The sequence below is a fragment of the Streptomyces sp. NPDC004539 genome (assembly GCF_040610055.1).
In the GTDB taxonomy this organism is placed as follows: domain Bacteria; phylum Actinomycetota; class Actinomycetes; order Streptomycetales; family Streptomycetaceae; genus Streptomyces.
In genome coordinates this window covers 17559-36788 of the sequence record NZ_JBEXLS010000014.1, presented here as the reverse complement: position 1 = coordinate 36788, position 19230 = coordinate 17559, and the positions used below count along the sequence as shown (strand labels likewise).

Here is a 19230-nt window from a genome sequence, read left to right as displayed (position 1 = left end):
ACTCGGGGCCGTCTTCGCGGTGGCAGCGTCGCGGTGGCGGCACCGCGGAATCACCGAATCGTTTCGCCCGTGCCGACGAGGCGCGGGTGCGACGAGGAACGTCTCTCGCGCGGAGCCCGGCCGGGTCCGGCCGCGGGCGGGCTCCGCGCGAGACGTCTCAGCCGGCGAGCTGCGCGGGCTGCTCGGCACGCTTCCTGAGGGTGATCCAGAGATCGATGACCGGGTTCTCCGGGGAGTCCTCCTCGTAGACCTTGACCAGGTTCATCAGCGCCGCGTCGCTCTCCCAGAGCTTGAGCTGCTGCTGTACGGCCTCGTCGGCCGGCTTGGCCCTGCACTCCTCCATGACCGTGCTGACCAGCTGGCCCGTCAGCTGCTGCATGAAGCGCACGTTGGCGGCGAACTTCTCCTCCAGCTCGCCGTCCTCGTTGTTCTCGGTCATGCCGACGTGCAGCCTGCGCATGAAGTTGAGGTCGTAGTAGCGGACGAACTTGTCCGTCTCGCTCGACCCGTCGACGCCGTGCCAGTCCCGCAGGAAGTCCTGGGCCAGCTTGGTGGTCTCGTGGAAGCGGGCCAGATCGGCCTCCAGCCGCGGGAACTCGGCCAGCCGGCGGAACACGTCGTGGAAGTAGAGCCAGCCGGGGCCCGCCCAGTAGCGGGTCGTGTCCCAGATGATCTTCGTCATCATGACCCGGGTGTTGCCCATCAGCGGGTACTGGTTCTCGAAGAGGTTCAGCCAGTCCTTGAACACCTTGAGGACCGTGCGGTTGTGGTTCGCCGCCCTCTCCTCGACGTCCTCCCCGTCCAGGAAACGGGTGACGAGATCGGTGATGAGGCCGTTGCTGATGGCGATCATGTCCAGGCCCGGCGAGTACAGCGGGTCGAGGAAGACCCCCGCCTCACCGGTCATGGCCCACCGGCCGCTGCCGGACATGACCTGCTCACAGCCGTAGGAGTAGTTGCGCAGCGTACGGAAGTCCTGGAGCTCGTCGCGGTGCTCCTCGACCACGCGGGCGCATTCCGGCTCGTTCGCGCGCAGCCACTCCATGGCCTTGTCGAAGCGGTTCATGGTGGAGATCGGATGCATGTCCGCGTCGGTGACGATGCCGATGCTGATCGCGTCCGAGGCCAGCCGGATCAGCCAGACCCAGTAGCCCGGCCCCATCAGGTGGTTGGTGGACAGCTCGCGGTCGCTGTACGGGACGTCCTTCTCGATCCGGCCGTGCCAGTCGGCGCTGTCCGACCACTTGTCGATGTCGATGGGGTGCCCGATCCGGAACCAGACCGCGTTGGCGCGGTGCCCCACCGTCCGGGCCAGCCCGAGCTGGCGCTTGATGACCGACGACCGGCCCGAGGCGTCGGTCACCCACCGGGCCTCGACCCGGCGTTCGGCGCCGTCCTCACCGACGAGGTGCAGCCGATGGGGCTCCTGGTCCGGCCGAAGCTCCAGCTCCTCCGTCTTCCAGCCGGAAAGAAACGTTACGCCGAGCTCCTTCGCCTTCTCCCCCAGCGCGTTCTCCAGCCGCCCGCGGTCGATCTGGTAGCTGATGACCTTGTGGGGCGGGAAGGCCGAGTGCCCGATCTCCGGCCGCTTCGCGATGTCGTCGTTGGTCTCGTCGCTGAAGAACATGCGGATGCCGAACTTCTTGAGCTGGTCGTGCTCCATGTGCTCCTCGAAGCCCAGCACGTTGCGCAGGTAGCGACCGCCGATCTCGACCGTCGACTCACCCACCTTGTGCGCGGCCTCGGGCACGGGGTGCTTCTCCCGCTCGACCACCAGGATGCTGGTGTCGGGGCGGGCCTGCTTCACCTGGATCGCCAGGGTGAGGCCGGCCTTGCCGCCCCCCATGATCACCACGTCGTACACGTCGGGCTGCCGGTCCACGGTGTGCGTCACGCTCATTCGAGTCCTCCTGCTCCTTCGGTTCCTGCTGCCCGAGGGGGCCCAGCGGGTGTCGATCGGATGGGATGCGTCGTCCCTGCGGCTCAGGGGCTGCGGGGCCGGCTGAATGACTACGCCTCGGAGCGGGCGGACAATACGCGAGGGGCATTCCGGGACTTCTTGTCCGTCATTCCGGTCACCCTGTCCGTGCGTGAATTTCCAGGGAAGTCGGACACCTCGTACCGCATCAGATCTCCTTTCATTTCTGGAGGGAGAACTTGCTACCGGGCGGCACCAGGAAATGATCCGGAACGCTTACATGTCATCCCGTCGTGCCACAGTGCGGCACGTAAGCAGGCGGAGCGCGGACGGGAAAGGGCACTCTGGAAGCGAGAGCAATTCCGGCTGTCCGTCACACCGCAACGTCCTCCGTGCCCTCACCGACCTGGAAGACTGAGACATGATCGCTGATATGTCCGCGCGCGCCGAGGCCGAACTCGATCTCGTCCTGCGGCGCAAGGAGGATCTCGCCGACGGAGTCGTCCGCCTCACCCTCGCCCACCCCGGGGGGAGCCCCCTGCCCGCCTGGGAGCCCGGCGCCCATCTCGACGTCGTCCTCTCCCCGGACCTCGTCCGCCAGTACTCCCTGTGCGGCGACCCGGCCGACACCTCGGCGCTCCAGGTGGCGGTGCTGCGCGAGGAGTCCGGCCGCGGCGGCTCCCGGCACGTCCACGACGAGCTCGGGGAGGGCGACCGGGTCCGCGTCCGCGGCCCGCGCAACCACTTCCCGCTGGTCGACGCCGCCGGCTACCTGTTCATCGCCGGAGGGATAGGCATCACGCCGATCTTCCCGATGATCGCCGCCGCGCAGCACCGCGGCGCCGACTGGCGGCTCGTCTACGGCGGCCGTACCCGCGCCGGCATGGCCTTCGCCCGGCAGTTGGCGGAGGCGTATCCGGCGCGGGTGGACCTCTACCCGCAGGAGGAGTGCGGGCACATCCCCCTGGACGCGGTACTGGCGGGGCCGCGCGACGGCGTCGCGGTGTACTGCTGCGGCCCGGAGCCGCTGCTGGACGCGGTGGAACAGCGGTCCGCCTCCTGGCCCGCGGGGTCTCTCCACGTCGAACGCTTCACCCCCAGGACGGCCGCCGGGACGGCGCGGAACACCGCCTTCGAGGTGGAACTCGCCCGGACGGGAGGCGTCCTCACCGTGCCCGAGGACCGCTCGCTCCTCCACGTCCTGGAGAAGGCCGGGGCCCCGGTGTACTCCTCCTGCCAGGAAGGCACCTGCGGCACCTGCGAGACGACCGTCCTGGAAGGGGAGCCGGAGCACCGGGACTCGGTGCTGACCGAGGAGGAGCGCGCGGCGGGCGACGTCATGCTCCCCTGTGTGTCGCGCTCCCGCACGAAACGGCTCGTGCTCGACTTGTGAGGCGGCCCGCGCCGCACGACGCCGTCACCCGGTGAGGTCCAGGGCGGCGCCGACGATGCTGTCGGCGTCGAGTCCGTGGTGGCGGTACACGTCCTCGATCGACCCGGACTGCCCGAACCGTGTCACCCCGAGGGCGGAGGTCGGCACCCGGTTGACCGTGGCGAGGAAGGCCAGCGTGTGCGGATGCCCGTCCAGCACGGTCACCAGCGGCGTGGCCCGGTCCGGGGGAAGGACCTGGTCGAGTATCCAGGAGTCGGCCCGTTCGTGTCCCTGCCGGGCGCGCACCGCCCGGTACAGCAGATCCGGGCTGGTCACGCAGACGACGTCGGCGGTCGTGCCGGCCGCCGTCAGCCGGTCGGCCGCCGTGAGCGCCTCGGGCACCACGGCGCCCATCGCCGCGATCGTCACCCGGGCGCCCGCGCGCCGCCGCAGCGGATAGGCGCCGGCCACGACCTGCCTGCGCCTGTGCTCCCGCGCCGCGGGGTCGGCGGGCACCGCGGCCAGGGACTGGTCGACCGGCCTGGTGGACAGCCGCAGGTAGACGGAGCCGCCGTCGGGTCTGCCGAGGCGGGCGAGTCCGGCCAGCAGCGTCCACTCGGCGTCGAGCGCGAACGCCGGCTCGTAGGCCGTGCACCCGGGCTGTTCCAGGCCGATGGACGGCGTCTTGACGGACTGGTGCGCGCCGCCCTCCGGCGCCAGGGACACCCCGGACGGGGTACCGACCAGGAGGGACTGCCCGCCCGCGTAGACGCCGTACGACCACGGCTCCAGCGCCCGTTCGACGAACGGGTCGTAGAGCACGCCGATCGGCAGCAGCGGCTCCCCCCATCTGCTCCACGTGGCGCCCAGCTCGCCGAGCAGGCCGACCAGGTTGACCTCGGCGATACCGAGTTCGATGTGCTGTCCGGTCGGCTTCTCGCGCCAGTGCAGGACGGTCTGCGCGTCGTCCGCGAACCAGTCCCGGCGTTCGGCCGGGGACCACACCCCGACCTTGTTGACCCAGCCGCCGAGGTTCGTGGTGGAGCTGACGTCGGGGCTGACCGTCACGACGCGCCGCGCCGCCTCGGGCGCCTCCCGGGTCAGGTCGAGCAGCAGCCGGCCCAGCGCCGACTGGGTGGTCGCCGACCCTGACGGGGTGCGCCCGAAGTCGGCGGGCAGCTCGGGCGGCGGCCTGAGCGCCACGTCCGGCCGCTGGAGGCGGCGCGCGGTCCGCGCGCACAGGAGCTGGGCGGGGCTGCCCTCGGGGAGGGCCCGCCAGGGGTCGTCCGGGTCGGCCCCGGTCCGCCCGGCCAGCTCGCGCAGCTGATCCTCGGTCAGCAGCGCCGAGTGGTTCTGCGGATGCCCCCGCGTCGCCAGCCCGTGCCCCTTCACGGTGTAGGCGAGGACGACGGTCGGACGGGTGTCGTCGATGGACGCGAACGCCCGGTCCAGCGCGCCGAGATCGTGCCCGCCGAGATTGGCCGCCGCCCCGACGAGAGCGGCGTCGTCCAGGCCGGCCAGCAGGGCGGCGATCCGGCCGGCGTCCGGGCCCGTGCCGGGCAGCCGGCGCCGCAGCTCCGGGCCGTCGCAGCGCAGCAGCCGCTGGTACTCCGGGTTCGTCATGCCGTCGAGCCGCCGCCGCAGTTCGCCGCCTCCCGGGCGGGTGAACAGCTCCTCCAGCAGCCGCCCGTACTTGAGCGTGACGACCTGCCAGCCGGCGGCCGTGAACATCCCCCGCAGCTTGTCGGCGGCGATGTCCGGCACCACCCGGTCCAGCGACTGGCGGTTCAGGTCGACGATCCACACGACCTCCCCCAGCTCCGCGACCGCCGGGTCGAGCACCGCCTCCCACACCGCGCCCTCGTCCAGCTCCGCGTCCCCCACCAGCGAGTACTGCCGCCCCCTGCCCGCGCGGCCGGTGCGGGAGTCGACGTACCGCCGGGAGAGGGCTCCCCAGATCGGGGCGGTCGCGCCGATGCCGACCGAGCCGGTGGAGTAGTCCGCCGGATCGGGGTCCTTGGTGCGGCTCGGATAGCTCTGGAGGCCGCCGAACTCCCGCAGCCTCGGCAGGTAGGAGGCGTCCAGCCGGCCCAGCAGGTGGTTGATCGCGTGCAGGGCCGGCGAGGCGTGCGGTTTGACGGACACCCGGTCCTGCGCGCGCAGGTGCCGGAACCAGAGCGCCGTCATGACGGAGACCATCGACGCGGACGACGCCTGGTGGCCGCCGACCTTGAGCCCGGACGGGTTGGGCCGTACCCGGTTCGCGTGGTGGACGATCGCCGTGGACAGCCACAGCACCCGGTTCTCCACCTCGCGCAGCGCCTCGTACTCCGCCGCGAGGTCCGGCAAGTTCGTCGCGGGACCGCTCATGACCACTGCTTTCTCCAGAACCCGGGGTCAGCGGCCGGGGGCCGTGACCGTGAACGCGTATCCGAGCAGCGGGCCGATGCTTCCCTCGACGCGCTGGCCCACGCGCAGATAGCTCGGGGCGGCGAGTCCGGGCGGGGTGGCGCCGGTGCCGCCGAGTTCGGGGTCGGCTCCCCAGCCGGTGCCGCCGGGCGTGCCGGTGGCGATCACCGCGCCCGGCCGGAGGGTGAGCATCCGGGAGACGAAGGCGATGATCTCGGGGATCGAGGAGATCAGATGCCGGGTCGTGTTGCGCTGCCGGATCTCGCCGTCCACGGCCGTGACCAGGAGGAGGTCCTCGGGGTCGCCGATCTCGTCGGCGGTGACGACCTCGCGGCCCATCCGCGTCGACCCGTCGAAGTTCTTCCCGGGGCCCAGTGCCATGCTCCGGCTGCCGTCGGGGTGCACCACGACCTGCCGGTCGCGCGCGGTGAGGTCGTTGAGGGCGACGTAGCCGTAGACGTGGTCGTACGCGCGGTTCTCCGGGATCGCCCGGCCGGCCCGGCCGATGACGATGCCCAGTTCGGTCTCGTAGTCGAGTTTCGCCGTCACCAGCGGGTCCAGCGGGGCGGGTTCGCCGGGCGCGGCGACGGTCTGGCCGGCCTTGAGGAAGAACTCCGGCTCCGGCCGGTGGATCTGCTCCTTCTCGGCCAGGTGGTCGGCGTAGTTCTGGCCGACGCAGAAGACGACCGGGGGCCGCAGGGGGGCGTCGAACGTCACCTCGGACAGGGCGGCCCGGGTGTCCGGCCGGAGCACGCCGTCGGCGGCCAGGACCGCGTCCAGTCCGCCCGGCCGGGTGTCGACGTGCACCGTGTCGCCCTCGACGACCGCCGCGTACCGGATGCCGTCGATCAGGACGCTCGCCGTCCTCATATGATCCTCCGCGCTGCCCGGTGGCCCTCGTAGACCGCTTCGTAGGTGGAGCGGGGCGCGACCGCGTCGCCGATGGTCTCGACGCTCACGCCCCGCTCGGCGAGTACCACGTTCAGGTCGTCGACCGAGGTGCGGGCGGTGACCATGACGATCCAGTCGGACCCGACGGTCTGCTCGGCGCTCTTGCGGTGCACGTTGTGCAGGACGGTCCGCGCCCCCTCGATGCGCTCCACGAAGTGGTCGACGATCACGCGCGTCCCGGACTCGTAGACGCGCGGCATGAGCCACTCGAAGTAGACGTCGTCGAGGTTCTCGATGCCGAGCATCGGCCAGCGGGTGACGACGGTGGCGCGGGCGCCGGACTCCTGGAGCCGGCAGGCGACCAGGGGCGCCACGAGGTCGCTGGTGTCGTCGACGACGAGGACGTCTCCCCGGGGCCGGACCCGGCCGGTGACGACGTCGTCCCAGCCGACGCACCGTCCGCTCTCCCAGCCGGGCAGCGGTTCCCCGGTCCAGCCCTGGAAGCCGTCCGCGCGGACACGGGAGCCGGTGGCGATCACGACGTGGTCGGGGGCGAGGGAGTCGAGGAGGGCGTCGACGCCGTCCGGCCGCACCGGCGAGGACAGGGAGATCTTCGCGCCGTTGCGGCGGGCCTGGTCGGCGAGCCAGGTGCCGATGCGCCGGTACTCCTCGCGGCCGGGCAGCAGCGACTGGAGGTGCGCGTGCCCGCCGACGTGCTCCTCGGCCTCCAGGACCGTGACGTCGTGCCCGCGCGCGGCGGCGATCCGCGCGTACTCCAGGCCGGCCGGACCCGCGCCCACGACGACGATCCGCTTCGGTCCGCGGACCGGGATCAGGGTGCCCGCGCCCCAGCGACCCTCCCGTCCGATGGTCGGGTTGTAGACGCACTGCACCCGCGCACCCCGGATGACGCTGCGCCAGCAGTGGTTCGCCGCCACGCACCGGCGGATGTCCTCGGCGTGTCCGGACGCGGCCTTCACCGCCCACTCCGGGTCGGCGAACATCTGCCGGGCCAGCAGGATCGCGTCCGCGTCCCCCGTGTCCAGGGCGGCCTCCGCCTGCTCGGGGGTGGTGAACCGGCCGACCATGAACACCGGTTTGGAGCTGACGTCCTTCACGGCCTTCGCGTACTCGTGCTCCCACCCGGCCTCGAAGTGCATGGGGGTGTGGATGAACGCGTGGTGCACTCCCGCCGAGACGCTGACGTAGTCGATGTCCAGGCGTGCCTCCAGGTCGGCGACGATGCCGGTGACCTGCTCGGTCTCCAGGTCGTTCGGCCAGAACGACGTCGAGTTGACTCGGTAGCCGAGGAAGGGTTCGTCGCCGATGGCCTCGCGGATGCGGCGCATCGCCTCGACGGGGAACCGGAGGCGGTTCTCGTAGGAGCCGCCCCAGCGGTCGGTGCGCTTGTTGTAGAGCGGGGAGAGGAACTGCCAGGCGAGGTAGCCGTGGCTCAGGTGGAACTCGACGCCGTCCAGGCCGGCCGTGACGGCTCGGGACGCGGCCGAGGCGTAGGCGTCGAGGATCTCCTCGATCTCGGCGTCGGTGAGTTCCTTGGGCGTGACGCCGCCGGTGCCCTCGCCGAGCGGCACCTGGCTCGGGCCGACCGTGTGCCAGGTGGCGTCGGGGTCGTAGCCCGGTTCCATCTTCGGGAACGGGTGGCCGCGCACCCCCGAGTGCCACAGCTGGATGCCGATCTTCGCGCCGTGGGAGTGGACCGCCTCGGCGATGCGGCTCAGGGGTTCGATGTTGCGGTCGTCGAACAGCTGGCCCACCGCGAGGGGGGCGGCCAGGGAGGAGGGGTGCACGTGGGTGGCGCCCATCAGGATCAGGCCGACGCCGCCCTTGGCGCGCTCGGCGTAGTAGTCCACCGCCATGTCCGTGAACACGCCGTTGAGTCCGTCGGTCACCCAGGTCGCGCATGTCGGCGGGAAGACGACCCGGTTGCGGACGGGGGTGTTGCGCAGGCGCCAGGCCCCGAACAGCTTCGGGTAGCGCTCACGGCCGCCGTCGAGGATCTCGTCGAGCGCGGGGCCGGTGGCGGGCAGGTCGTTCGGCATCGGGTACACCTCGTCGTGTCCGTCGAGTGCCGGCCGGCCGCGACACCGCGCGGCCTGCCGGGGGCAGACCCATGCTGGTGGCGACGGCGGAGCGCGCGCAGACCCCGACGAACGCTCAGGGCCCCGTCCTTTCGGACGGGTGGATCGCGGGCGGGGCGTGTGCTAGCCGTCCGCCCGGGTGGTCGTGGCGGCCAGGAGGCCCAGTACGCGTGCCCGGTGCAGGGCCTCGGTGCGTGAGTGCACGTCGAGTTTCGTGAACAGGCCGCGCAGGTACCCCTTGACCGTCGCGTCGGTGAGCCCGAGGGCGTGCGCGGTCGGCCGGACGGACAGGCCCCGGTCGAGGGCCGACAGGACGTCCGTCTCCCGCCCCGTCAGACGGACCGTGGCGGCGGGACCGGGTGGCAGCGACGGGTCGGACGGCGGCCGGCGGCCCGCGAGGAGGTCGCGCACCTGGGTACGGACCTCCTGCGGCCGTTCGCCGAGGAGGAAGCCGCCCATCGCCGCCGCCTGGGCCCTCACCTCGCGGTCGCGGTACTCGGACAGCACGGCCAGTTGGGCCGCCGGGTACGTGCGGCGCACCCGGCGCATCAGCCGGTCGGCGGGCTCCCCGGCGAAGTAGGGGTCGCTGATGACGAGGGACACGTCGCCCTCCCCGGCGAGCAGCGTCGCGGTCTCGTCCCCCGAGGTCGCGACCCGGGTGGCGATGCCGTCGGCCTCCAGCAGCCGGGCGACGCCGTGGGCGAGCAGGGCCCGTTCGCTGCACACGAGCACGCGGCCGGTCCTGCGGCGGGGCGCGCCCGTGAGGTGCGCCGCGAGCATCGCCGCGACCCCCTCCAGCCGGGGAATCCGCTCGGCGGCCGGGACCCGGGCGTCGGCGCAGGACACCGACAGGGCGCCGACGGGGGTGTCGCCCACCCACAGGGGCAGCGAACAGCCGGACCGGAAGCCGCTGTCGAGCACGAGCTGGTCCACCGGTCTGGTGAAGCCGGGCTGCCGGGCGAAGTCGTCGGTCAGGTAGGTGCGGCCCGCGGCGGCGGTGGCGAAGTGCGTCGAGGTCGCCAGCAGCAGGGTCGCGTCCTTGCCCAGCAGTCCGCGGCCGGCGTGGGCGACGATGACGAAACGCCCGTCGCTGAACGAGGCGAGGGAGACCCGGTCGGCCTGCTCGGCCGAGCGCACGGCCTCCGCCGTCGACCACAAGGCGTCCTCGTCGCCGCGCGCGATGATCTCCGCGAGCCTGGCGAGAAGCTGAACCGCCACGGAGCCTCCTCCCACCTGTCCGCCGGACCAGCCGTCCACCGCACGCGCGCCGTGCGGGCCGGCACGCGGCGGCCTGTGCCCATGGTCGTCCGTTCCGGCGCGGAGATCCAGGTCTCGGCCCGGCGCGGTGGCGGCGCCGGACGGGCGCGGGAGCCGGGGTCAGGTGGGGGACGAGTCGGGTGCGGCAGGGGCCGTCGTCCTCTCGGGCCCGTCCGCTTCGTCGAGCAGCCCGCGCAGCCAGGTGTGGGCGGGGTCCTCGGTGAGGGTGGTGTGCCAGATCGTGCTGACCGTGTAGGAGGGCATGGGCAGGGGTGGTGCGGTCGCGGTGAGGGCGAGGGCGGTGGCGTAGACGCCGGCCGCGTGGGTGGGGAGGGTGGTCAGGGCGGGGACGGTGGTGAGGTGGAGGGCGGCGCCGGTGAAGTGGGTGGTGGAGGCGAGGACGCGGCGGGTGAGTCCGCGCGCTTCCAGGAGGTCGTCGACGATGCCTCGGCGGCCGTCGTAGGAGATGAGGAGGTGGGGGTGGGCGAGGTAGTCGGCCAGGTCCAGGGGGGTCGGCAGGGGGAGGAGGCGGGGGTTGAAGAGGCAGGTGTAGCCGGAGGTGAACAGGCGGCGGGTGCGGTGGTCGGGGCCGTGCGCGGGGGCGGCGGCGATGCCGAGGTCGATCTCGCCGCGGTCGAGCATGCCGGCGACGGTGTTGCGGTTGGCCTGCCGTACGGCGATCCGGATGCCGGGGAGGCCGGTGGTGGCGGCCAGGAGGCGGGGCAGCAGCGCGGCTTCCAGGTCGTCGGACATGCCCAGGGTGAACGTGTGCCGGGCCGTGGCCGGGTCGAAGCGGTCGCGGCCGGTGACGGCGCCGTGGATCAGGCCGAGGGCGGGTTCGATGCTGCGGGCCAGTTCGAGGGCCCGGCGGGTGGGTTCGACGCCGGTGCGGGTGCGGGTGAACAACGGGTCGTCGAAGAGCCGCCGCAGCCGGCCGAGCGCCGCGCTGACCGCGCCCTGGCTCAGGTGCAGGGAGGTGGCGGCCCGGGTCACGCTGCCCTCGCGCAGGAGGGCGGCGAAGACCACCAGCAGGTTGAGGTCCGCCTTCCTGAATTCATTGCCGTAGATGTCGATCATCATGAGTATCAGTTTGATCGATGAACCCGCCGCTTCCTAGCCTTGACGCCATGACCGCCACCCCCCGCACCGTGACCGCCGCCGTCGTCCAGGCCGCCGCCCCGCTCTTCGACACACCGGCCGCGCTGGCCCGCGCCGAGGAACTCCTCCGGGAGGCCGTCACCGGGCACGGCGCGGACGTCGTCGTCCTGCCCGAAGCCTTCCTCGGCGGCTACCCCAAGGGCCTGGACTTCGGCATCACCGTCGGCAGCCGCACCCCGGCCGGCCGGGAGCTGTTCCGCCGCTACCACGCCGCCGCCGTCGAGGTGCCCGGCCCCGAGGTCGACACCCTGGCCGCCCTCACCCGTGAACTGGGCTGCCACGCCGTCGTCGGCGCGGTCGAACGGCGGGGCGCCACCCTGTACTGCGTCGCCCTCTTCTTCGGCCCCGGCGGCTACCTCGGCCTGCACCGCAAGCTCATGCCGACGGCCGCCGAGCGCTACCTGTGGGGCCAGGGCGACGGCTCCACCCTCCCGGTCGTCGACACCGGCACCGCCCGGCTCGGCGCGGCGATCTGCTGGGAGAACTACATGCCGCTGCTGCGCACCGCGATGTACGCCAAGGGCGTCGACCTGTGGTGCGCGCCGACCGTGGACGACCGGGACGCCTGGCAGGCGACGATGCGGCACATCGCGCTGGAAGGCCGCTGCTTCGTCCTCGGCGCCGGCCAGTACCTGCGCCGCGACGCCCTCCCCGCCGACCTCCACCCCGTCCAGGGCGACGCCCCCGACACCGTCCTCATCAACGGCGGCTCCGTCATCGTCTCCCCCCTCGGCGAAATCCTCGCGGGCCCCCTCCGCGACGGCGAGGGCATCCTCAGCGCCGTCCTCGACCTCGACGACCTCGCCCGCGCCCGCTTCGACTTCGACCCGACCGGCCATTACGCCCGCCCCGACGTCTTCAGCCTCCACGTCGACGAATCGGCCCGCGCGACCGTCAGGGGGGTCTGAGGCAGGCGTGAGCGCGGAGGCCCCCGGCCCGGGGCCGTTGCAAAATATGCATGCGCTGGTTGCGTTCGTCACACCGTGCCCAGAGAGTGGCCGCCCGAACCCAACCGAAGGAATCATCGTGATCGAGAAGGAATCCTCGTTCTACAGCGAGGGCAGCCGCCTCAAGGCCACGGTCTACTACCCCGACGACGTGCCCGGCGCCGGAGAGCTGCCGGCCCTGGTGATCAACTCCGGCTACCAGGGCTTCAACGAGTTCTACCCGAAGCTGTTCGCGCGGCGGCTGACCGAGCGCGGGTTCGTCTGCCTGGGCTTCGACTACCGCGGCATGGCGGACAGCGAGGGCGAGAAGGGCCGGGTCCTGATCGAGGAGCAGGTCCAGGACGTGCGCAACGCGGTCACGTTCATCCGCTCGCAGAGCGACGTCGACCCGCGCCGCGTCGGCCTCGTCGGCTGGGGCATGGGCGCCGCGAACGTCGTCCTGGCCGCCGAGAAGGACGGCGACGTCGCGGGGGTCGCCGCTCTGAACGGTTTCTACGACGGCGAGCGCTGGCTCAGGTCCATCCACACCTACGACGAGTTCACGAAGATCGTCGGCGAGGTGGAGGAGGACCGGGTCAGCCGGGTCCTCAGCGGCGAGTCCAGGCTCGCCGACACGTTCGCGCACTATCCGCTGGACCCCGCGACGGGCGACTACGTCGAGAAGGAACTGTCCCGGGTCCACGGCTTCGGGCACCCGACCCGCCTCCAGTTCACGGAGTCCGTCCTCGATCTGAAGGCCGAGACCGTGGTGGCGAACCTCGCTCCCACGCCGCTGTTCATCGCGCACGGCGAGCACAACGCGCTGCACCCCTTCGACGAGGCCCGCTCCCTGTACACGTCCGCCGCGTCCCCGAAGACCCTCTACACGATCCACGGCCGGCACAACGACTTCATGTACGGCGACCACCCGGAGTTCCTGTCGCTGTGCGACCGCTTGGGGGACTTCTTCGACGAGGCGTTCCGCGTCCGCGCCGAGCCCGCCCGGAGCGTCTCGGCCTGACGCCGGCCTGGCGCCACAGGTGCAGAAAACGCAACGCCGTGTTGCACTCGCCCGCACCCCGCACCTAGCTATGCATACCGCTACCGAGGAGTCGGCATGGCTCTTGAGCAGAGACAGACCCCCGCCGCGCGCAGCGGCGCTTCGCGGGTGATGGCGATCCTGGACGTCCTCGCCTCGGCGGATTCGGCCGCGTTCCCGGACGGACTGAGTGTGGCCGACGTCGCCAGGCTGCTGGGGCGGGAGAAGTCGGTCGTCTCCCGGCAGCTCAAGAGCCTGCTGGAGACAGGGATGGTCGCCCGGCGCGATTCGGGCCGGTACGAGCTGAGCTGGCGGCTCTTCGCGCTGGCGGTCCGGGCGGGTGACCAGCGGCTGACCCGGCTGGCGGCCCCGCTGCTGCTCAGGCTGACGGAGACCGTCCGGGAGCGCACCTATCTGAGCGTCCTGAGCGACGGTGAGGTGCTGACCGTCCTGTCGGAGGGTTCCCGGCGGTCGATCGAGGCGGTGAACTGGGTGGGCCGGACGATCCCGGTGCACCGGAGTTCGAGCGGCATGGCCCTGCTGATGGACTACGAGGACGAACACGTCCTCGACGTGGTCCGGCGCGGCCGGGAGCGGGTCTCGGACCGTGAGGCGCGCGAGTTCCTCGCCCAGGTGCGCGAGGCCCGCCGCCGGGGATACACCGTGGCGAACCGGATCTTCGACCCGGAGCTGATGGGTATCGGGGCTCCGGTGCGGGACTTCACGGGCCGGATCACGGCGGCGGTGAACATCTCGGGTCCCGCCTTCAGGATCGAGCCCCACGTCCAGGCGTTCGGCGGGCACCTGCTGGCCTCCGTGCGGGCCCTCCAGGCGTCCCTCTGCTCCGCCACGCGTCCCGGCGCCGATCCGGGCGAACTCTGACGGCCCCGCTCAAGGCCACCGACCACCATCCGTTCGCGCCCCGCGGCACCGGAGTACCGGAGTACCCCATGCGACATCCCGTCCAGCCCGCTTCCGTAGGCGGCCCCACCGCACCGCGCACGCCGGTCCTCAGCGCCGTCGAGAGCTGTGCCCGCAGAAGGCCGGCCACCCCATGAGTCTCCTCTCGTACATGTCCGACAACGCCGGCCACCTGCTGTTCCTGGCCGAGCAGCACATCGAACTGGTCCTGGTCAGCGTCACGTTCTCGGCGGTCATCGGCGTCGGGCTCGCCCTGCTCACCCAGTCGGCCCCGGGCCCGCGCCAGGCTCTGCTGTCGCTCACCGGGTCCCTGCTGACGATCCCGTCGTTCGCCCTGTTCGCCCTCATGATCCCGGTCCTCGGACTGGGTGTGGCCCCGACGATCGCCGCCCTCACCGTGTACGGCGTCTTCCCGATCCTGCGCAACACGGTCACCGGCATCGAGGAGGTCGACCCGGCGGTCGTCGAGGCGGCGCGCGGGCTCGGCATGGGGGCGGGACAGCGGATGCGCACGGTCGTCCTGCCGCTGGCCTGGCCCGTGATCCTCAACGGGATACGGACGGCGACGATCATGCTGGTCGCGACGGCGGCCATCGGTGCCGTGGTGCGCGGTCCCGGTCTGGGACAGCTGATCTTCCGCGGTCTGGAGCGCGTCGGGGGAGCCAACGCCCTGGAGGAGGCCCTCTCGGGAGTGATCGGAGTGGCGCTCGTCGCCCTCGCCCTCGACCTGCTGTTCATCGCGATCGCCAAGATCACCGCCCTGCGAGGACTGAATGTCTGACAACCCGACCCCGAGCCCCGACACCATGATCTTCCTCGACGGGGTCTCGAAACAGTACCCGGGGCACCAGGCCCCGGCCGTCTCCGAGCTCTCGATGAAGATCGGGCGAGGCGAGTTCGTGGTCCTGGTGGGCCCGTCCGGATGCGGGAAGACCACCACGCTGCGGATGATCAACCGCCTCGTCGAACCGACCAGTGGCCGCATCCTCATCGACGGCGAGGACGTCACCCACGCGGACGTGGACGGCCTCCGGCGCGGCATCGGCTACGTCATCCAGCAGATCGGCCTCCTCCCCCACCTGACGATCGCGGACAACATCGCCCTGGTGCCCAAGATGCTCGGGGCGCGGAAGCCGCAGCGCCGTGAGCGGGCGAGGGAGCTTCTGGAGACGGTGGGGCTCGACCCGGCCACCTACGCCGACAGGTACCCCCGGCAGCTCTCCGGAGGCCAGCAGCAGCGGGTGGGCGTGGCCCGCGCCCTGGCCGCCGATCCGCCGGTGATGCTGATGGACGAGCCGTTCGGCGCGGTCGACCCGATCGCGCGGGAGAAACTCCAGCTGGAGTTCCTGCGGCTCCAGGAACGCATCCGCAAGACGATCGTGATGGTGACGCACGACATCGACGAGGCGCTGCGCCTGGGCGACCGCATCGCGATCTTCGGCCCCGGCTCCCGGCTCGCCCAGTTCGACACCCCGCTGGAGATCCTCAGCAACCCCGCCGACGACTTCGTCCGCGACTTCGTCGGTTCCGGCGCCCCGGTCCGGCGGCTGTCGCTCCTGAAGGTCGCGGACGTCATCGCCACCGTCCCGGCCGACACGCCCGGCCGTGCGCACACCGTCACGGTCGACGCCGGCGAAAGCATCCACCGGGCGCTCGAAACGGCCCTGGCGGCCGGCGCGGAGGGCGTGCGGGTGAGCGTTCCCGGGCAGGACGACCGTCATCTCGACCTCCAGACCCTGCTCACCGCCGCCGCCCGGCCCGCGAAGGTGCTCTCATGAGCACCGCGGCGGTCCAGGCGGTCGGCGCCCGCTCGGCGGCACGCCGGTCCCGGACCTGGGTCACACCGCTGGTCGTCCTGGTCGCGCTGGGAGCGCTCTGGGCCTACGTCGGCTCTCTCGACCTGGACTCCATCGAGACCCGCACCCTGGCGCCCGACGTGGTCCTGACCGCGCTGTGGGAGCACGTTCAGCTGGTCGCCGTCTCCACCCTGCTGACCATCGTCGTCGGCGTCCCCCTCGGCGTGCTGCTCACCAGGCCCGGCGTCCGCGGGGCGGGGGCGATCGTGCTGGCGGCGGCGAACGCGGGCCAGGCGGTGCCGTCGATCGGGGTGCTGGTGATCCTGGCGATGGTCTTCGGCGTCGGCTTCTGGATGGCCGTGGTGGCGCTGGTGCTGTACGCGCTCCTGCCCGTGCTGCGCAACACCATGGTCGGTATCCGCCAGGTGGACCCCGCGCTGACCGACGCGGGGCGCGGGATCGGGATGAGCTCCCGGGAGGTGCTCCTCACCATCGAACTGCCTCTGGCGGTCCCGGTGATGCTGGCGGGCATCCGGGTGGCCCTGATCCTGAACGTGGGCGTGGCCACCCTCGCGGCGTTCACGAACGCCGGCGGCCTCGGGTCCGTCATCTCCTCCGGCATCGCGCTGGACAGGACGCCCGTGCTGATCGTCGGCAGCACCCTCACGATGGCGCTGGCCCTGACCGTCGACTGGCTGGCCGGTCTCGCGGAACAGGTCCTGCGGCCCCGCGGCCTCTGAACTCCCCCCACCCGAAGAACCCCCACCACCACTTCACGCACCAGGAAAGGACTTCAGCATGCGCAGACACCTGCCGGCCGCGGCGATCGCGCTCGGCCTCACGCTCACCGGCGGCTGTGCTCTCGGCAGCAGCGACACCGGCGAGGGCGGCGGCACCGCGGCCGACGGCCCCCTCAAGGGCGTCACGGTGACGGTCGCCTCCAAGAACTTCACCGAGCAGCTGCTGCTGTGCGAGATCACCGCCCAGCGGCTCGAATCACAGGGCGCGAAGGTCAAGCGCACCTGCGGCATGAGCGGCACGAACGCTGTCCGCGCCGCGCTGACCAGCGGCTCCGTGGACATGTACTGGGAGTACACGGGCACCGGCTGGCTGGCCCTCCAGCAGTCGGGGGTCGTCACCGACTCACAGGTCATGTACGAGAAGGTCAGCGGCCTGGACAAGGCGAAGAACGACGTGGTGTGGCTCCCGCCCGCCGCCGCGAACAACACCTACGCCGTGGCGGTGAAGACCGGGACGGCCGAGAAACTGGGTGTCACCACGCTCTCCGAGTACGCGGCGCTCGCCGAGAAGGACCCGGGGAGCGCCGGCTTCTGCGGTGCCTCGGAGTTCTTCGGCCGCGACGACGGCTGGCCCGGACTCCAGAAGGCGTACGGTTTCAGCCTCCCGAAGAGCGATGTGGCGGAGCTGGCGGAGGGCCCGATCTACAACGCCGTCGCCAAGGGGAATCCGTGCGACTTCGGCGAGGTGTTCGCGACGGACGGCCGGATCTCCGCACTCGGTCTGACCGTCCTGGAGGACGACAAGAAGTTCTTCCCGCCCTACAACCTGTCTTTGAACGTCCGAGGGTCCGTCCTCAAGAAGTACCCCAAGATCGAGACGGTCATGGAGCCGGTGAGCAAGCTCCTGACCACCGCCGAACTCCAGAAGCTGAACGCGCGCATCGACGTGGACGGCAAGAGGCCCGAGGAGGTCGCGAGCCAGTGGCTCAGCGCCGGCAAGCTGAAGTGACGGAGAGCCCGGAGGAGCCCCGCACCCTGCGGGTGGGGCTCCTCCAGACCGCGCCCGTCCTCGGTGCCGTGGAGGAGAACCTCTCCGGCATCGCCGAACTGCGCGACGGGCTCGGACCCGTCGACCTGGCCCTGACACCGGAGCTCTCGGCCGACGGGTACGGCTTCGCCCCGCACCCGCGGGCCGGGCTCCTCGCCGCCGACGACCCCCGCCTCACCGCTCTCGTGGCGGCGGGCGTCGGGGTGGGCTTCGCCGAGCGGAACCCCTCCGGGCTGCCCTGGAACTCCTACCTGCTGGCCGACCCCCTGACCGGCACCCGCCACCTGCACCGCAAGCTCCAGCCCGTCTCCTACGCCCCGTGGAACGAACACCTGTCGTTCCAGCCGGGCGAGGAGCTGCGGACCGCCGGCTTCCGCGCCGCCCGGATCGCCACGGCCATCTGCAACGACATGTGGCATCCGGTCATCCCCTGGCTGGCGGCCCGAGCCGGCGCCGAGGTCCTCATCGTGCCCGTGGCCAGCATGGACGGCACCGACCCCGTGCGCGTCCGCCGCACCTGGGACCTGATCCTGGAACACACGGCCGTGCTGTTGCAGTGCTATGTCGTCTTCGTCAACCGCTGCGGTACGGACGACGGCGCCCGGTTCTGGGGCGGCTCCCGCGTCCTGGGCCCGGACGGCGGCGTGCTCGCCCGCCTCGGCGACGAGCCGGGCGCCACGGCCGTCGAGCTGGACATGGCGGGTCTGCGGCGTCTTCGTGCGGAGGTGCCCCTGCTCGCGGAGTCCCGGACCGGGTTCGTCGCCGGAGCCCTGTCGCCCGGCCGTCACCGCGAGGGAGAACAGTTCCGTGTTTGACGTACACGTCCACGCCGCCCCCGACGTGCTCGACCGGATCGGCTTCGACGACCAGATCGGGGCGAGCTATGCCGCCGCCGGGTACAGCGGCTTCGTCCTCAAGGCCCACCACGAGTCGACGGTCGGCCGGGCCAGCGCCCTGAGCCGGTCGTCCGGGCTGGACGTCGTGGGCGGTCTCGCCCTCAACCGCGCCGTGGGCGGCGTCAACCCGGCCGCCGTCCTGTCGGCGCTGTCGACGGGCGGCCGGGTGGTGTGGTTCCCCACCGCCGACTCCCACACCCAGGAGAGCGCCGGGCTGCCGAGGCTCCGAGACCTCGACGGGCGGCTGGGCCGCGCCGCGCTGGCCGTCCCGCCGGTCCTGGCCCCGGACGATCCGGCGGTGCGGGACGTCGCCCACGTCCTCGACCTGATCGCCGAGCACGACGCGGTGCTGTGCACCGGGCATGTCAGCGCCGCGGAGTGCCGGTGGCTCCTGGACGAGGCGCGGCGCCGGGGCATCGGCAGGTTCCTGCTCACGCATCCCTCGTACACCGTCCCCGGCATGGCCGCGCCGGAGATCGCCGAGCTGGCCGAGCGCGGCGCCCACGTCGAGATCACCGCCTACCAGCTCCTGCACCAGCCCGGCATGACGGCCGCCCGGCTCGCCGCCGTCGCGCGAGCGGCGGGCCCGCGTCTGGTCCTCGCCTCCGACGCGGGGCAGCCCGACAGCCCCGAGCCCCCCGCCGCGCTCGAACGGCTCATCGCCGCGCTGACGGCCGAGGGGCTGGACCCCGGACAGCTCAGGGACGCCGCCTCCGGCATCCCCCGGCGGCTCGTTCTCGCATGACGGACTCACGGACCG

16 protein-coding genes are annotated in these 19230 nt (G+C 72.1%); 10 read left to right on the top strand and 6 right to left on the bottom strand.

Features of this window, described 5'->3' with window-relative positions; translation table 11 throughout:
* Nucleotides 1–157: 157 nt before the first annotated feature.
* Entirely contained in the window at nucleotides 158–1900 is a 1743-nt protein-coding gene (locus ABZX85_RS27165; protein ID WP_355873668.1) for a tryptophan 7-halogenase, read from the bottom strand.
* A 451-nt stretch (nucleotides 1901–2351) separates the two neighbouring features.
* Between ABZX85_RS27165 and ABZX85_RS27160 the strand changes: the two genes are divergently transcribed.
* Nucleotides 2352–3311: a PDR/VanB family oxidoreductase gene (locus tag ABZX85_RS27160; RefSeq protein ID WP_355874148.1), complete on the top strand. Its 960-nt coding sequence runs from the start codon at nucleotides 2352–2354 to the stop codon at nucleotides 3309–3311.
* A gap of 24 nt (nucleotides 3312–3335) precedes the next feature.
* Here ABZX85_RS27160 and ABZX85_RS27155 read toward each other — a convergent pair whose 3' ends face one another.
* The 5 genes from ABZX85_RS27155 to ABZX85_RS27135 form a co-directional block, all read right to left on the bottom strand.
* On the bottom strand, nucleotides 3336–5660 hold the full coding sequence (locus ABZX85_RS27155) for a pyruvate dehydrogenase (RefSeq protein ID WP_355873665.1): 2325 nt from the start codon (nucleotides 5658–5660) through the stop codon (nucleotides 3336–3338).
* Nucleotides 5661–5687: 27 nt separating this feature from the next.
* Nucleotides 5688–6569 carry a fumarylacetoacetate hydrolase family protein gene (locus ABZX85_RS27150; RefSeq protein ID WP_355873663.1) on the bottom strand — a complete coding sequence of 294 codons (882 nt, stop codon included), beginning with the start codon at nucleotides 6567–6569 and terminating at the stop codon, nucleotides 5688–5690.
* Complete coding sequence (locus ABZX85_RS27145) at nucleotides 6566–8650, bottom strand: FAD-dependent oxidoreductase (protein ID WP_355873660.1); 2085 nt, start codon at nucleotides 8648–8650, stop codon at nucleotides 6566–6568. The genes ABZX85_RS27150 and ABZX85_RS27145 overlap by 4 nt, the downstream gene beginning before the upstream one ends.
* Before the next feature lie 162 nt (nucleotides 8651–8812).
* Nucleotides 8813–9907, bottom strand: coding sequence for a LuxR C-terminal-related transcriptional regulator (locus ABZX85_RS27140; RefSeq protein ID WP_355873657.1), 1095 nt, complete (start codon nucleotides 9905–9907; stop codon nucleotides 8813–8815).
* 159 nt (nucleotides 9908–10066) lie between these two features.
* Entirely contained in the window at nucleotides 10067–11026 is a 960-nt protein-coding gene (locus tag ABZX85_RS27135; RefSeq protein ID WP_355873654.1) for a LysR substrate-binding domain-containing protein, read from the bottom strand.
* A gap of 47 nt (nucleotides 11027–11073) precedes the next feature.
* Here ABZX85_RS27135 and ABZX85_RS27130 point away from each other — a divergent pair, with 47 nt between their 5' ends.
* From ABZX85_RS27130 to ABZX85_RS27090, 9 genes are all read left to right on the top strand, one after another.
* A complete protein-coding gene (locus tag ABZX85_RS27130) occupies nucleotides 11074–12012 on the top strand; it encodes a nitrilase-related carbon-nitrogen hydrolase (protein ID WP_355873651.1) in 939 nt (312 codons plus the stop codon).
* A 118-nt stretch (nucleotides 12013–12130) separates the two neighbouring features.
* Complete coding sequence (locus ABZX85_RS27125; protein WP_355873649.1) at nucleotides 12131–13051, top strand: alpha/beta fold hydrolase; 921 nt, start codon at nucleotides 12131–12133, stop codon at nucleotides 13049–13051.
* Between the two features lie 96 nt (nucleotides 13052–13147).
* A complete protein-coding gene (locus ABZX85_RS27120) occupies nucleotides 13148–13951 on the top strand; it encodes an IclR family transcriptional regulator C-terminal domain-containing protein (protein WP_355873646.1) in 804 nt (267 codons plus the stop codon).
* A 190-nt stretch (nucleotides 13952–14141) separates the two neighbouring features.
* Nucleotides 14142–14771 carry an ABC transporter permease gene (locus ABZX85_RS27115; RefSeq protein WP_355873643.1) on the top strand — a complete coding sequence of 210 codons (630 nt, stop codon included), beginning with the start codon at nucleotides 14142–14144 and terminating at the stop codon, nucleotides 14769–14771.
* Nucleotides 14772–14796: 25 nt separating this feature from the next.
* Entirely contained in the window at nucleotides 14797–15768 is a 972-nt protein-coding gene (locus ABZX85_RS27110; RefSeq protein ID WP_355874145.1) for an ATP-binding cassette domain-containing protein, read from the top strand.
* The gene (locus tag ABZX85_RS27105; RefSeq protein ID WP_355873640.1) at nucleotides 15765–16526 is read left to right on the top strand and encodes an ABC transporter permease; all 762 of its coding nucleotides are present in this window, start codon (nucleotides 15765–15767) and stop codon (nucleotides 16524–16526) included. Before ABZX85_RS27110 ends, ABZX85_RS27105 begins: the two co-directional genes overlap by 4 nt.
* 58 nt (nucleotides 16527–16584) lie before the next feature.
* A complete protein-coding gene (locus tag ABZX85_RS27100; RefSeq protein WP_355873637.1) occupies nucleotides 16585–17535 on the top strand; it encodes a glycine betaine ABC transporter substrate-binding protein in 951 nt (316 codons plus the stop codon).
* Nucleotides 17532–18389: a nitrilase-related carbon-nitrogen hydrolase gene (locus ABZX85_RS27095; RefSeq protein ID WP_355873634.1), complete on the top strand. Its 858-nt coding sequence runs from the start codon at nucleotides 17532–17534 to the stop codon at nucleotides 18387–18389. The genes ABZX85_RS27100 and ABZX85_RS27095 overlap by 4 nt, the downstream gene beginning before the upstream one ends.
* Entirely contained in the window at nucleotides 18382–19215 is an 834-nt protein-coding gene (locus ABZX85_RS27090) for a DUF6282 family protein (protein ID WP_355873632.1), read from the top strand. The genes ABZX85_RS27095 and ABZX85_RS27090 overlap by 8 nt, the downstream gene beginning before the upstream one ends.
* Nucleotides 19216–19230: the final 15 nt, after the last annotated feature.